This is a genomic window from Blautia sp. AM23-13AC (assembly GCF_003435675.1).
In the GTDB taxonomy this organism is placed as follows: domain Bacteria; phylum Bacillota; class Clostridia; order Lachnospirales; family Lachnospiraceae; genus Fusicatenibacter; species Fusicatenibacter saccharivorans.
On record NZ_QTUL01000011.1, the window covers coordinates 1 to 14,713 of the forward strand.

General features: G+C 45.9%; 10 protein-coding genes. All 10 read right to left on the reverse strand.

The genetic code is table 11. From position 1 onward, the window contains the following. Positions 1-455: 455 nt before the first annotated feature. On the reverse strand, positions 456-2,012 hold the full coding sequence (locus tag DW642_RS11765; protein WP_117510290.1) for an ABC-F family ATP-binding cassette domain-containing protein: 1,557 nt from the start codon (positions 2,010-2,012) through the stop codon (positions 456-458). A gap of 408 nt (positions 2,013-2,420) precedes the next feature. Next, a complete protein-coding gene (locus tag DW642_RS11775; RefSeq protein ID WP_242991185.1) occupies positions 2,421-3,245 on the reverse strand; it encodes an HAD-IIA family hydrolase in 825 nt (274 codons plus the stop codon). Next, the gene (locus DW642_RS11780; RefSeq protein ID WP_117510340.1) at positions 3,242-3,970 is read right to left on the reverse strand and encodes a glycerophosphodiester phosphodiesterase; all 729 of its coding nucleotides are present in this window, start codon (positions 3,968-3,970) and stop codon (positions 3,242-3,244) included. Before DW642_RS11780 ends, DW642_RS11775 begins: the two co-directional genes overlap by 4 nt. Before the next feature lie 478 nt (positions 3,971-4,448). Beyond that, the gene (locus DW642_RS11785) at positions 4,449-5,867 is read right to left on the reverse strand and encodes an ABC transporter substrate-binding protein (protein ID WP_117510341.1); all 1,419 of its coding nucleotides are present in this window, start codon (positions 5,865-5,867) and stop codon (positions 4,449-4,451) included. Positions 5,868-5,920: 53 nt separating this feature from the next. Further along, positions 5,921-6,733, reverse strand: a complete 813-nt coding sequence (locus DW642_RS11790; protein ID WP_416388109.1) for a carbohydrate ABC transporter permease — start codon at positions 6,731-6,733, stop codon at positions 5,921-5,923. 101 nt (positions 6,734-6,834) lie between these two features. After that, positions 6,835-7,662, reverse strand: a complete 828-nt coding sequence (locus DW642_RS11795; protein ID WP_117510342.1) for a carbohydrate ABC transporter permease — start codon at positions 7,660-7,662, stop codon at positions 6,835-6,837. A gap of 55 nt (positions 7,663-7,717) precedes the next feature. Continuing rightward, on the reverse strand, positions 7,718-8,872 hold the full coding sequence (locus tag DW642_RS11800; protein ID WP_117510292.1) for an ABC transporter ATP-binding protein: 1,155 nt from the start codon (positions 8,870-8,872) through the stop codon (positions 7,718-7,720). Between the two features lie 612 nt (positions 8,873-9,484). After that, complete coding sequence (locus DW642_RS11805; RefSeq protein ID WP_117510293.1) at positions 9,485-11,671, reverse strand: RNA degradosome polyphosphate kinase; 2,187 nt, start codon at positions 11,669-11,671, stop codon at positions 9,485-9,487. 16 nt (positions 11,672-11,687) lie between these two features. Continuing rightward, a complete protein-coding gene (locus tag DW642_RS11810; RefSeq protein ID WP_117510294.1) occupies positions 11,688-13,229 on the reverse strand; it encodes a Ppx/GppA phosphatase family protein in 1,542 nt (513 codons plus the stop codon). An 83-nt stretch (positions 13,230-13,312) separates the two neighbouring features. Next, positions 13,313-14,641, reverse strand: coding sequence for an ATP-binding protein (locus DW642_RS11815; protein ID WP_055222098.1), 1,329 nt, complete (start codon positions 14,639-14,641; stop codon positions 13,313-13,315). Positions 14,642-14,713 lie beyond the last annotated feature (72 nt).

The window sequence follows — 14,713 nt, forward strand, 5'->3', positions numbered from 1 at the left end:
TTTTCGTTTGTCAAGAACTTTTTTAATTTATTTTTCGAAGCTCTTTCGAACTTTTTTGCTGTTCTCTCGATCAGCAACTCGTTTATTTTAGCAAACTCATTTGCTTTTGTCAAGAACTTTTTTCAAGTTTTTTTGAAGCAGTTTTTGTAACCCGCGGCAGCCACCCGGCTCCGAACTAGGTTTTTCTGTTTCAAAGAAACTCATTCGCATCAGCTCTCGCTGACAGCTTAGTTATAATAACACCGCCCAAAGCAAAAGTCAACACCTTTTTTCGAATTTTCTTATTTTTAGAAAAATACATGCAATTCTGTATTTAAAATATATTATCTGATTTTTTAAGTTGCAGTAAAACAGCCACAAACAATCTCGCTCACTCTCTGTTTGTGGCTGTTTTTTTCAATATATAAATGTCAAGCGGATATTCGCAATGGAACCAGAGGACTTACTTGATTCGGTTAAATCACTTTTGTTGTCCACTCCGAGCAGTCCCATACACTCGTTGCCAGACCGTCGTAGAATTCCGGTTCGTGGCAGACCATAAGAATGGTTCCTTTATATTCCTTCAACGCATTTTTTAACTCATCTTTTGCGTCTACATCGAGGTGGTTGGTCGGCTCATCGAGGACAAGAAGATTGGTTTCGAGATTAATCAGTTTGCAGAGGCGAACTTTTGCCTGTTCTCCTCCTGAGAGCACACGCACCAGGCTTTCAATGTGCTGTGTGGTAAGACCGCATTTGGCAAGCGCTGCGCGGACTTCATACTGGGTATAGGATGGAAATTCTTCCCAGATTTCCTGGATACAGCTGTTGGTGTTTCCTTTTGGCATTTCCTGCTCGAAATATCCGATTTCCAGATAATCTCCAAGCTCCACGTCTCCGCCAAGGGATGGGATCAAACCGAGGATGCTCTTTAAGAGTGTTGTTTTTCCGATTCCGTTGGCACCGGTGAGCACGATTTTTTCGCCACGCTCGATCGCAAAGGTCAGCGGTCTGGAGAGCGGTTCTTCATAGCCGATCACAAGTTCTTTTGCAGTCACAACGAAACGGCCCGAAGTGCGCGCAGTGCGAAAATGAAATTCCGGCTTTGGTTTTTCTTTCGCAAGCTCGATCACATCCATCTTATCCAGCTTCTTCTGCCGTGACATAGCCATATTTCTGGTTGCCACACGGGCTTTGTTTCGTGCCACGAAATCCTTCAGCTCACTGATCTCCTGCTGCTGGCGGTTATAGGCAGCTTCCTTCTGCGCTTTTTTGACTGCATAAACCTCCTGGAAGTGGTCGTAATCACCAACATAACGATTCAGCTCTTTATTTTCCATATGATAGATCAGATTGACAACACTGTTCAGGAATGGAATATCGTGAGAGATCAGAATGAAGGCATTTTCATACTCTTCAAGGTATCGTTTCAGCCAGGTGATATGTTCCACATCCAGGTAGTTGGTCGGCTCATCCAAAAGAAGGATGTCCGGTTTTTCCAAAAGTAATTTTGCCAGAAGTACTTTCGTTCTCTGTCCGCCGGAAAGTTCGGTGACATCGCGTTCGAGACCGATCTCTTCAAGGCCAAGCGCGCGGCCAATCTCTTCTATTCTGGAATCCAAAATATAGAAGTCATGTGCATCCATCATTTCCTGGATCACACCAAGTTCCTCCATCATCTGATTCAGCTCGTCCTCGGAGGCATCGCCCATGGAATCGCAGATCGTGTTCATCCGCTCTTCCATCTCGTACAACCAGGAAAAAGCGCTTTTTAACACATCACGGATCGTCATACCTTTTTCCAGAACGGTATGCTGGTCCAGATAGCCGACACGGACGTTTTTTGCCCACTCAACCTTTCCCTCATCCGGCATCAGCTTTCCGGTGATGATGTTCATAAAGGTTGATTTTCCCTCGCCATTTGCGCCTACCAGACCGATGTGTTCCCCCTTTAACAGGCGGAACGATACATCTTCAAAAATCGCACGGTCGCCGAAACCATGAGACAGATGCTCTACATTCAAAATACTCATGCATAAATTCTCCTTCTTCTGTTGTATTGGAATCTTCCGATCTCCTGATCGTTTTCTTTTTCATATGTAACGATTCAGAGCCATGCGAAATGGAAGAAAATTGCGAATCATGCTTGCATGAATGAGCGGTTTTCTTCCTTTTCATATGGCGAGAAGCAACATCGAGATGCAGCGTAAGCGGAATCGAGATGGGGCTCTGAATAGTTACTTTCCTATTATAGTCTGAATCATTATATAGGGAAATTCCCTCTTTTGGCAAGCTTTTTCTATACCGTCCCAGACTTTTATCCCGTATCCGAAAAGTATCCTTTTCCACAACAAAAAAGAAGAGCTCCTTCGGAAAAAGGTTCTCCTCTCAGAATTCTTCTTTTTGTTTTTTTGTTCCAAAACCATAACCATTTCGGAATTTTAAGAGCATTTCTTTTTTTGTCCATACACCCAATCCGCATACATTTCCTTCACGGATGGATAGACATACTCCACAAGATACTGCGAGTTCTGCATTTCTTCGCGTGTAGATTCGCCTGAAAGCACAAGGGCTGCAGAAATATCCGCCATGTTTGCGCACGCAATGTCCGTATAGAGACGGTCTCCCACAAGAACAGCCTCATCGCGGGTTCTGCCTGTCATATCAAGTGCCATCTCAACCATCCGTGTACCTGGTTTTCCGATATAAGTCGGCATACGATGGATCGCATGACCGATCATCTCGCAGATGGAACCGCAATCCGGCACGTAGCCGAATTCAATCGGACAAACATAGTCCGGGTTCGTTGCAGCGTAATCGAGCTCCGGGCGCTCTGTCAACAGCCGACAGATATCCGTCAGTTTTTGATACGTCAGTTCATTGTCATAGCTTGCAAGCACACACGCAATTCCTTCTTTTTCCGGATCGCGGGTGGTACACACACCGAAGCTCTCCAATTCCCGGATTAGAGAGTCCGTTCCCAGCACATAGACGGGACGGGATCCATATTTCTGTTTCAGGTAATGAGCTGTCGCAACGGATGCTGTCAGAAAGTTCCCGCTTGTTGTCGGAATGCCCAGCTTTGCAAATTTTTTCCGGTAATCTGCTACGCTCATCGTCGTATTATTTGTGATAAACACATAATCTCCACCGTACTCGGACAGTCCGTTTAAAAACCGGTCTGCTCCCGGAATCAGACGGTTCCCCACGCAGATGGTTCCGTCGATATCCAAAAGGAACAGCTTTTTTTCTCCAATCGGTATCACTTCGCGTTGCGGCAGGAAACGGCCACATCCGGATAATTGGTGATGACTGCGTCAACACCGGCCTCCATCAGACGCTCGATCTCCGCCTTATCATTGACCGTCCATACATGCACAGCAAGATCGCTTTCCACATACTGCTGAAGAAAGTCTGCCATCTGCACATGAAAGGTTGCCGGATGAAGAGCTCCTGTTCCGATTTTTTTCGCATAATTCACGACATCATAAATAATATCTGCGTAGAGGATGCCGGTGCTGGCTTTCGGATCCAGTTCCAGAATTTTTGCAATGCTGTAATGGTTAAAGGAAGAATAAATCACGCGATCTTCCATCTCCATCTCTTTTGTCAGCTCGAGTACCTTTTTTTCCAGGTCTTTATACCAGAAAATACCGGTTTTCAGCTCGACATTGATCGTCATTCCCGTTGGTTTTAATGCTTCATATACTTCGCGAAGCGTCGGAATTTTTACATTCTGATACTCCGGATGTGTCTTATTAAAGTTCAGGATCTTTAATTCCGCAAGCGTATAATCTTTGACAAATCCGCTTCCGTCACTGACCCGGTCGATTTCTTCATCGTGTACAACAACCATCTCGCCATCTTTCGTCAGCTGTACATCCAGCTCCACACCGTCTGCTCCCTGCTCTGCCGCAAGAAGAAACGCTTCCAGTGTATTTTCCGGTGCATATGCACTGGCTCCTCTGTGTGCCCATACTTTTGTTTTCATCTCGTATCTGTCCTCCATTTTCCGTTCCCATTTCCAAACCTGCACTCTTTTCTATCTTTTGTCCCGGCTGCAGCTTTTTTTCTTTTATCGTAAACCCTGAAAATAAGTCAAGCGGATATTCGCAATCCGCTTTGCTACTTGCTCATAACCGAATAACTGCTCCGCAGTTTATCAGAAGGAGCTTGCACTCCTCCTGATACAAGCAAGTCCCCACCCACTGCTTATTGCTTCACGCAATGGAAGCAGGGGACTTACTTGATTCGGTTAAAAAAGCGGTACTGACTCTTTTGCATTATTTGGAGGCTTACTATAAATCCGGAAACACGCCGGATTTTTGTCTCCGACGCATTTCCAGTCATATCTGAAAAATCATTTCCGTAACTCGGATCTTCCCCTTCATAGAAACCGTTCAAACACGCTTTGGGAACTCGTTTTTCTTCACTATAGGACGAAATCTTATTTTTGTAAAGCCTGTCTCTTATTCATTTACCAGATTATAGTCCTCGATGGAGCTGTTGATCTGGGAAGCCATCGATTCTACTGCTTTCTCCGGAGTCTCGTTTCCGTTGATCATATTCTCGATTTCTGTTTCCACAATCTGTCTTGCCTCCGGGAATACAGAGAGAAGTGCGCCGGCGTACTGCGGCTTGGAATCGTGCAGCTGGTCGATTGCTGTCTGGAACTGCGGATACTGTGCTACATTATCTTTAAAGGTCTGCTCCTCATCAGCAGCTGTTGTTACCGGGAAGTAACCCGTCTCGGCATTCCAGTATGCCTGAGACTCCGGGGAAATCAGGAATTTAATAAATTTCCAGGTAGCTGCTGCTTTCATATCATCGTTGTTGTTCAATGCCCAGAGAGATGCTCCTCCGATGGAAACACCGCCCTCATCGCCGTCCTTGACTGTCGGGAAATATGCGGTTCCAACTTCGAAGCTTCCATTGACATCCTGTAAAATCTGCTTCAGAGATGCGGTAGAGCCAAGGGTGATCGCTGCTTTTCCGGAAGTAAAGTCTGTCGTTGCGGTATCACTTCCGGCACGGCCTACGTTTGGTGCAACGTCGGCATCGTTCAGGGCTTTCCACTCATTTAAGATGTTGAGCGCTCCGCCGTTGGAATCAAATTCAACTGCAGTAGCAGCGGCATCACGGCCATTTCCATTATCCGCATAGGGAAGTCCCTGTTTACAGAGCCACTGTTCGAAATACCATCCATAGATGGAGAGTGCCAGCGGTTCACCGGCTCCGCCCTTTGTTTTCAGATCATCACCGATAGCAAGAATTCCTTCCAGGCTTGTCGGAACCTCAGTGATCCCTGCTTTTTCAAACATATCTTTGTTGTAATACAGAATCGGTGTGGACGAATTGAATGGCATCGAGTACAGCTCATTGTTTACCGTATAATAAGCAGCGATATTCGGCTCGATCTGGGAAATGTCATAGCCATCTGCATTAATCAGCTCCTGCATCGGGATGACCCAGCCGGAATCAATCATAAAACGGGTTCCGATATCATAAATCTGTACCAGGTCCGCTCCCATATTTCCGATCTGTGCACTTTTCAGTTTGTTAATCGTATCATCATATTCTCCCTGGTAAACCGCCTCAACGGTAATGCCATCGGTATTTTCTTCATTGAATTTATTGACAAGATAATCCATTGCCTCGCCATTGACACCGCCCATGGAATGCCAGAAGGTAATCGTGGTTCCCTTCGTATCCTGGTTTAAATCCGGTGCTTCTGCGCCATCTGCCGTACTTCCTGCCTCTGCGCTGGCTGTGGTTTCATCCGTTGTTGCACTCTGTGCCTCACTCGTTGTTTTTCCGCCTCCACATCCGGTAAGCGCCATAGCTGCCATAGAAGCCGCAAGAATCGATGCAATCACTTTTTTCTTCATTTTTTTCTCCTCGTTTTTCATACAGTTTTCTATTCTTTTTTCTGTCACAGAAATCAGCCCTTGACTGCTCCTGAAAACATTCCTTTGATTAAGGCCTTCTGGCCTACGATAAAGATGGAAATGGATGGAATGATAATCATTACCACACCCGCCAGCATCAGGGTAATCGACTGTGCATCGACGCTGTTCAGCATACTGATACCAATCTGTACGGTACGCTTGCTGTCCGAACCGGTGACCAGCAGCGGCCACATGTACATATTCCATGCATTGATAAAGGTGTAAACCGCCATTGCTCCCATTGCTGACTTTGTCAGCGGCATCAGGATTTTTACGATAAACCGCAGATTACCGCAGCCGTCCAGCTTCGCCGATTCATAAAGCGAAATCGGAAAGGTCATGTAGAACTGGCGGAACAGGAAAATTCCCATTGCAGAGGTAAGAGAAGGCAGGATCAGAACAATATAGGTATCGAGCAATCCGAGACTTCCTACTGTCAGATAATTGGAAATAATGGTTGCCTCACCCGGCACCATCATGGTCGCCATGACCAGCATAAACAGAACATTTTTTCCTTTGAAGTTCAGGAAAGAGAAGGCAAATGCCGCAAGAGAACACGTTACAATCTGACCCAGCGTAATGCTGCCCGCAACCAAAAATGAATTCAGGACAAAGCGTACCAGCGGAATTTTATGAAATGCTTCCACAAAATTTTCCAGTGTCGGATGTTTGGGAACGATATTCATTGCCATTGTGTATAACTCACCTGACGGCATAAATGCTACGCTGATGGTATAAAGCAGCGGAAACAGCATAAACAGGCAGACGATCAGGTTCATGGTAACCAACGCTGTTTTCTGAAGCATTTTCTTTCTTTTTGCTTTTGCATTCATTGCCAGATGCAGTGCCTGCAGCTCCTCTGCAGAATAAGTTTTTGGTCCGGCAATCGTAGTTGCTATCGTAGACATCAGTATTTTACTCCTCTCTTTTCCATGTGGAACATAACCAGGGTAAGCGCCATGACAATCAGAAACAAAACAACGGACTGTGCGGCTGCGCTTCCAAACCGGTAATTAAAAAACGCATCACGGTATATCGAATATACAATCAGGTTCGTGGATTCTCCCGGTCCTCCCTGTGTCAGGATTTTCACCTGTCCGAATGACTGGAATGCCTGAATAATGTTAACAACCAGCGTGTAGAACATGATCGGAGAAAGTCCCGGCAGTGTCAGCTTAAAATATTTCTGTACTGCATTCGCTCCATCTACAGAAGCACGCTCATAAATCGAATCATCAATGTTTCCAAGTCCCGCCGAAAAATACAGGAAATTGATGCCACTGTTCAGCCATGCCGTGAGGACAGCCACACAGATCAGCGCATATTTCGGATCACTGACCCAGTTAATGCTCACATGCAGCAATTTGTTTACGATACCGATCGTGGGATTTAAGATAATCTTGAAAATCATGGCACCTGAGCTCGATGCTACTGCCATTGGGAGTGCATAGGAAGTACTGAATACCCGGATTCCCGGAAAAGCCTTGCTGCAAAGAACTGCTCCCAGAAGGCCAAGCGCCATACTTCCGACTACAACAATCGCCACAAATTCCAGTGTAACCCAGAGACTGTTGTAAAAGGATGGATTCGATAATAAGCTTTTATAGTTGTCCAGTCCCACATACAATTTCGCTTCTCCAAGCTTGTTTGTCTTATACAGGCTCAGATAAATGGTTTTAAAAAACGGATAAAACAGAAAGATGCTAAAGATCACCATACTCGGGATCAGATACATATAAACTTCTGCTTTTTTACACTTTTCGATTACTTTTTTCACTTTCTGCTCCTTCTTATGCTGTTGCACGTTCTTCTTTTTCAACCGGCCGAGATAAAATATTTTCTTCTGTAAACGGATCAAAGATCTGTGCTTTTTCCATATCTGCATACAATGTAATGCTTTCCTTTGCAGTAACCGGCACCTCGGAAGGCATTCTTGCTGTAATCAGATTTTTTCCGGTATTCATATGCAGATACGCTTCTGCACCTATCATCTCCCGCAGGTCAACAAATGCCTTCAACTGATTCTCTTTATAACAGATCCGATGTGCGGAAGCGGTTATTTCGTCCTGTAAATCCTCCGGTCTCAGACCTAAGATCACCATTTTTCCGAGATAAGCGCGACGAAGCACCATTTCGTTCTCTCCTTTTGCACGAAGGGTAACTCCTCCGTCTGCCTCCAGATAAACCGCTCCGTTTCTTTCCATCACCATCGTTTCCATAAAATTCATACTCGGAGCTCCGATAAAACCAGCCACAAATTTGTTTGCCGGATGGCGGTAAATCCGCTCCGGTGTATCCGCCTGCTGCACAACACCGTCTTTCATAACAATAATTTTTGTACCAAGCGTCATCGCCTCCGTCTGGTCATGGGTAACATAAATCACCGTCGTTTTCAGTTCCTTATGTAATTTTGCCAGCTCCACCCGCATCTGTGCCCGCAGCTTCGCATCCAGGTTCGAAAGCGGCTCATCCATTAAAAATGCTTTCGGCCGTCTCATAATTGCACTTCCAATCGCAACTCTTTGTTTCTGACCGCCGGAAAGTGCTGCCGGTCTCCGGTTAAGTAAATGCTCAATTCCAAGCATTTTAGCTGCTTCATGTACCTTTTTATCAACTTCATCCTTGGGCTGTTTCCGGATTTTCATAGAAAACGCCATGTTTTCATATACCGTCATATTCGGATAAAGCGCGTAGTTCTGAAATACCATCGAAAGATCGCGATCCTTTGCTTCTACATAATTACAAAGCTGTCCATCGATCCAGAGCTCCCCGCTCGTAATCTCCTCAAGACCGGCAATCATCCGAAGCGTCGTCGATTTTCCGCAGCCGGAAGGTCCAACAAAAATCACAAACTCCCGATCCGGTATTTCAAGCGAAAAATCCTGAACCGCATAATGTTCCTTATCATAAGATTTACAGACATTCTTCAACACAATATTTGACATTCGTTTTTCTTCCTCCTCGTCTTGTCGAGATTCATTATACCTTTCCTTCCGTAAAGCCCACTACCACCGCTTTGTAAAATATCCGTTAATAAAATAACCGGTTACTTTACAAAAAATGTCCACATTTTCCCTTATCTCCGTCTCCATCCCCTTCTTTTCCAGCCATTTTTCCAGATCACTCTTTGTAAAATCCCCGAAAATCACCCGCAAAACCAATTTTCAAAACGAGTTCTGAATAGCCATTCCTTTTCCCAATACCCAACAGATTATTTTTGACACAAAAAAAACGCCGCAACTCTCAAAGCTGCAGCTCTTTCTCATCACAACATACCATATTCTTCTTTCATGTCAACGCAGTGGGCGCTCCCGCTCCCACATCCGTGTCCGTCCTTCACACAGCCCCGTAACGCACACAAGGGTGATGCGCATTTGCAGGGAGCGTGTAATTCTTAGGTTCTGGCATTTTGCGTTATGCGCCAAAAATCAACTGTCTGAGCGACAGCGAGTTTTGATTTTTGGCGCATGGTTTTAGCAAAATGACAGAGCCTTAGAATTACTAGCTCCCGAAACCGCGCATCACCCTTGTGTGCGTTACGGGGCGTCCGTCCAAACCTATTCCACCGGTTCCGCCGGCACAAACACCCTGCTGTTTTCCTGTTCTTTCGGTTTTTCCGCTCTTTCCGTTGCCTCCCTGCAGAAATACTCCTGTGAATTCACCAGCATCTTTCCGCGCTTATCCGGCTTTGTATACGTTCCGTCTGCCTGTAAAATACTGGCTTTCACATTATCCTTCATCTGGATATCAAGAATATGCATTACTTCTTTCTTGATCTGCTCATCCTCAACCGGGAACACGATCTCCACCCGTTTTTCCAGATTTCGCGGCATCCAGTCCGCGCTTCCCATAAACACCTCTTCATTTCCACCACTGTAGAAGTAGAAAATCCGCGCATGTTCCAGGAAATTGCCGACAATCGAGCGAACGGTAATATTCTCGCTGACACCCGGGATTCCAACCTTCAGGCAACAGATTCCCCGGATAATCAGGTCAATCTTTACTCCGGCTGCCGAAGCACTGTAAAGCGCCGCAATAATATCGCGGTCGCATAACGAGTTCATCTTCGCAATAATATGCGCTTTCTGTCCCTTCTTTGCGTGCTCCTCTTCCATCGCAATCAGATGCAGGAACCGGTCCTTCATCCAGAGCGGTGCAACAATCAGTTTGTTCCAGCGATCCGGCTCCGAATAGCCCGAAAGCATGTTAAATACTGCTGTTGCGTCCTCACCAATCTTTGCATTGCATGTCAGCAGGCCACAGTCCGTATACAGCTTTGCCGTAGAATCGTTATAGTTTCCCGTGCCAAGATGTACATATCTGCGAATGCCTGTCTCCTCGCGCCGAACCACCAGTGTAATCTTACTGTGTGTTTTCAGTCCCAGAAGACCATAAATTACATGGCATCCCGCCTTTTCCAGCATCTTCGCCCAGACAATATTGTTTTCTTCGTCGAACCGTGCCTTTAATTCCACCAGTACGGAAACCTGTTTGCCATTTTCCGCCGCCTGAGCCAGTGCTGCAATAATCGGAGAATTGCCGCTCACACGGTACAGCGTCTGTTTGATTGCCAGTACATCCGGATCCTTTGCTGCTTGTTGTACAAATTGCACGACCGGATCAAACGTCATATAAGGATGATGCAGTAAGATGTCTCCTTTTCGGATGTTTGTAAAAATGTCATCCTCATTCATCAGCGCCGGAACTGCTGCTGGAATGTATTTTGGAATTTTATACTCATCAAAGCCGTCGAGCCCATACATTTTCATTAAAAACGTCAGATCGAGCGGTCCCGGAATCCGGAACAGGTCGTCTTCATCGATGTCAAACTCTTTTTCCAGCATCTTCAGGAGCCGCTTATCCATCTTATCTTCCACTTCCAGACGGATCACTTCGCCCCACTGACGTTTTTTAAGCTGCTTCTGGATCTCTTTTAACAGGTCCGAAGCCTCATCCTCATCGATCGAAAGATCTGCATTTCGCATAACACGGTACGGATGCGCACAGACCACATCGTAGCTTAAGAACAGCTTTCCAATGTTCCGCTCGATGATCTCCTCCAGAAGAATCACATACCGCTGTCCCGTCTTTTCATCCTGCGGAAGCAGAATAAAACGCGGCAGTACCGAAGGAACCTGAACCGTCGCAAATTCCAGTTCTTTCTCTTTTTCCTTCTCCTTGCCTTTCTTCTCTTTCTTATCCTCCGCACGGCTCAGAAGCGAATCCTCTTTCTTCTGCACCAGTGCACCGATATTCAATGTTTTGTTCCGGATCAATGGGAACGGGCGGGCCGAATCCATGGCCATCGGGGTCAGAACCGGGTAAATGTTCTCCTCAAAATAGGAATCCACATACTCCGCCTGCTCCTTCGTCAGCTTCTCGTGCTCGCTGATAATCGTAAGGCCAACGTGCTCCAGAGACGGAACCGCCGAGCGATTGTACGTATTGTACTGCAGCTGCACTAGCTCATGCGTCCGTTTGCTGATCTCGGTAAGCTGCTCCTTCGCATCCATGCCGGACAGATCCTTTTTCGTATAGTTTGCATGCACCTGGTCTTTTAGTGAAGCCACACGGACCATATAAAACTCATCCAGGTTGGAGGAGGTAATGCTGATAAATTTCAGACGTTCAAACAGCGGAATACTCTTATCCCGCGCCTCGTTTAAAACACGCTCGTCGAAGCTGACCCAGCTCAACTCCCGGTTGCGGAAATATTCCGGTTTCTTATATGGTGCAATATCCATCTTTCTTCGCCTCCTTTTACATCTGCCGTTTCAGTTTGATGACCGGCTGTATGCTGAATACCTCATTGAAGAAATCTAATTTTTCCTGGCACAAACCTTGCTCAAGGGTAAAATCGCGGTTGACCGTGAGCGAAAGCTGCAGCTCGCGCTCCTTTAATGTGGCGCGGATCGCCTGAATCTTCTGCAAATGACTCCGGTCGAGCGCATTCGCCAGACGGACGATTGCGGTCAGTTCGGATACTGTCAGATACTGCTCGGCACTCAAGGACGATTCCATCACCAGCTCATCGTAGGACGGGAGCGTAACCGTGTTGTATCTTGCAATCAATGCCACCATCTCACGCTCAATGTGCGACAATCCGATGATTTCATTTGACATGATAATATTATAGGAAGAATCCGCCACATTATTGAAACTGATGTATTTTCCAACGTCATGCAGCATCACTGCCATCTGGAGAAGCAGCCGTTCGCGCTCTTTCATACCGTGCATCTTTTTCGTCGCATCAAACATGGCAAGCGCTGTCATCTCCAGGTTCTGGACATGCGGACGGTTCACTGCGTACCGTTTTCCGATATTTTTTGCCGCCATCAGAATATCATTTTCGAAATTATGACCGCCTTTCAGCAGTTTCATCTGCTCCGCATACTCGTATGCAATACCACGTGTCATATGCACGCCCGGAATCCAGATATGCTCCGCACCCATCATATCAATCAGACATTTATAAATCACAGCAGACGGATACATCAGTGAAGCGTTTTCCAGCGGAATACCAAGTTTTACGGCGAGCTCCATCGGTGACTGGCGGATAATTTTCTCATACCAGGTATTAAAGTTTTCGCGGGAAATGATTTTTGTCGTTTTTTCTTCAATGTTCTGATAAACACTGTCGGTGAAAACATCGCCGATCAGCATAATGTTTTCAATTTTGCGGTCTTTCAGATACATCTTTTTAAAGCTTGATACTTCGTTCCAGATCAGCTCCTCGACCATCTCTTCGTAATGTTCCGTCTCACTCTGAATTCCGGCAAGACGCTCGCGGATGCGAAGACTTCCCATGCGGATGTTCTGTGTTGTGACAAGTGCATCCTTGTCGAACAGGGAAATCTGAAAACTGCCACCGTCAAGATCGAGAATCGCAGTTCCCTTTTCAATGATCTTGTTAAAATTGTCCTCCATCGCCGCGAGCGCTTTATAGCTAAGAAAACGCTGCTCCGAGTTGGAGAGAACCGTGACAGAAAGACCGGTCAACTGATGAATTTTTCCAAGGACATAGAGACTGTTCGACGCCTCACTGATCGCACTGGATGCCGTTGCACGGTAATCGTCCACGCGATAGCCTTCCATAATCCGCACAAAATCTGCGAGTACACGGCACAGCTCTTCTTCCATTTCCGGGCGAATTTTTCCCAGCGTGTACGTATCTTTTCCAAGCTCCATCCGATGGCAGATCTTATCCACGCTTCGGATACCCTGCTTTTTGGAGATCTCGAAAATCTCCAGAATGACGTCGTAGCTGCCGATATCAATGGCAGCAAATGTGGAATACTGCATATATGCTTTTCCTCCTTCTTTTTCAAAGGATATCCCAAAAAGCCCGCTCCCAATACCAAGCGGACTTTTTGACCTTTTTCTTTTTACTGTTTTCCGAGCAGATAATCGATAAACTGCTGTGCGGTACGGCCGGACAGACCGCCGTGGGACAGTTCCCATTTGTTCGCTTCTGCCAAAAGCTCTTCCTCACGCAGCGTCACGCCGTATCGTTCGGCCAGTGTGGAAACAATCTTCTGGAATTCTTTCTTATCCGGTGCACCAAAATAGATGCTGACGCCGAAACGGTATACCAAGGATAGTTTCTCCTGTACGGTGTCGGAAGTATGCATATCCTGTCTTGTTCCTTCTTTATCACTGTAATCCTCTTTAATCAGATGGCGACGATTGGAGGTTGCATAAATAAGAATATTGTCCGGACGTTTTTCCAGGCCTCCCTCAATGACAGCTTTCAGGTATTTGTACTCAATCTCAAACTCTTCAAAGGAAAGGTCATCCATGTAAATAATGAATTTATAATTTCTGTTTTTGATCTGTGCAATCAGCTCATTTAGATCCTGAAACTGATGCTTGTAAACCTCGATCATTCGCAGTCCCTGATCGTAATATTCATTCAGGATACCCTTAATGCTGGAGGATTTTCCGGTTCCGGCATCGCCAAAAAGCAGACAGTTGTTTGCTTTCTTGCCCTCGACAAACGCTTTCGTGTTGTCGATCAGCTTCTGCTTTGGAATTTCGTAGCCGACAAGATCAGAAAGGCGCACATCCGGAATGTTGGTAATCGGGATAATCTCAACGTTCTCTCCTGTATGCGCAATACGAAATGCCTTGTGAAGTCCCAGTTTTCCCACTCCGAAATCTTTGTAAAACTGAACCATATCAGCCATAAATTCATCTGCGGATGCAGCCTTTGCCAGACGGATGGCCAGCTCACAGATACGATCCCGGACTTCTTTGTTGAACAGTTTATTTGGACTGTCCGTGTTCTCGTAGGAACTGATGACAGAGGCATCGCCGGACTCAAAAATCTCATCAAAAACACAGATATCAAAATCAAACAGTTCTTTGAAACGGACAAAATCATGTTTTGCCATCTGGTTGATGCTTCCCTCGACTTTTCCGACAATCTCGCAGGAGGTAGAAAATGCATTTTCTTTGTTGACCAGAAGATATGTCAGATAATCGTGCCAGAGATTTCCGGAGAAGCCGTAGCGGTTTGCCATCTCGACAAGGCGGTTCAGTGCCTCGTAAAACTGCGGCTCATATGCGCTCATATTCTCACGGAACCGGCGGTCTTTTAAGGAAATCTGAGCATTGACCAGTTTTTTGTAGGTCTCCACCAGTATCGTCATATCGCGCAGTACCTCTCCCTCTGCGAAATCGCGGTAGAGGATACATTCTTCTATTCTAATCATCTTTTTGTCTCTTCCTTCCTGTCATTTTTCATTTTATTTATGCGAAAAGGCCGCTTGGTACGGCCCTCTCTT

What these genes read in the sequence shown, in the direction of transcription:
- DW642_RS11795 (WP_117510342.1), bottom strand. Translation starts at nt 7,662, where the DNA reads ATGTATCTGATCCCGAGTATGGTGATCTTTAGCATCTTTCTGTTTTAT.
- DW642_RS11765 (WP_117510290.1), bottom strand. Translation starts at nt 2,012, where the DNA reads ATGAGTATTTTGAATGTAGAGCATCTGTCTCATGGTTTCGGCGACCGT.
- DW642_RS11815 (WP_055222098.1), bottom strand. Translation starts at nt 14,641, where the DNA reads ATGATTAGAATAGAAGAATGTATCCTCTACCGCGATTTCGCAGAGGGA.
- DW642_RS11780 (WP_117510340.1), bottom strand. Translation starts at nt 3,970, where the DNA reads ATGAAAACAAAAGTATGGGCACACAGAGGAGCCAGTGCATATGCACCG.
- DW642_RS11810 (WP_117510294.1), bottom strand. Translation starts at nt 13,229, where the DNA reads ATGCAGTATTCCACATTTGCTGCCATTGATATCGGCAGCTACGACGTC.
- DW642_RS11790 (WP_416388109.1), bottom strand. Translation starts at nt 6,733, where the DNA reads ATGCTTCAGAAAACAGCGTTGGTTACCATGAACCTGATCGTCTGCCTG.
- DW642_RS11785 (WP_117510341.1), bottom strand. Translation starts at nt 5,867, where the DNA reads ATGAAGAAAAAAGTGATTGCATCGATTCTTGCGGCTTCTATGGCAGCT.
- DW642_RS11800 (WP_117510292.1), bottom strand. Translation starts at nt 8,872, where the DNA reads ATGTCAAATATTGTGTTGAAGAATGTCTGTAAATCTTATGATAAGGAA.
- DW642_RS11805 (WP_117510293.1), bottom strand. Translation starts at nt 11,671, where the DNA reads ATGGATATTGCACCATATAAGAAACCGGAATATTTCCGCAACCGGGAG.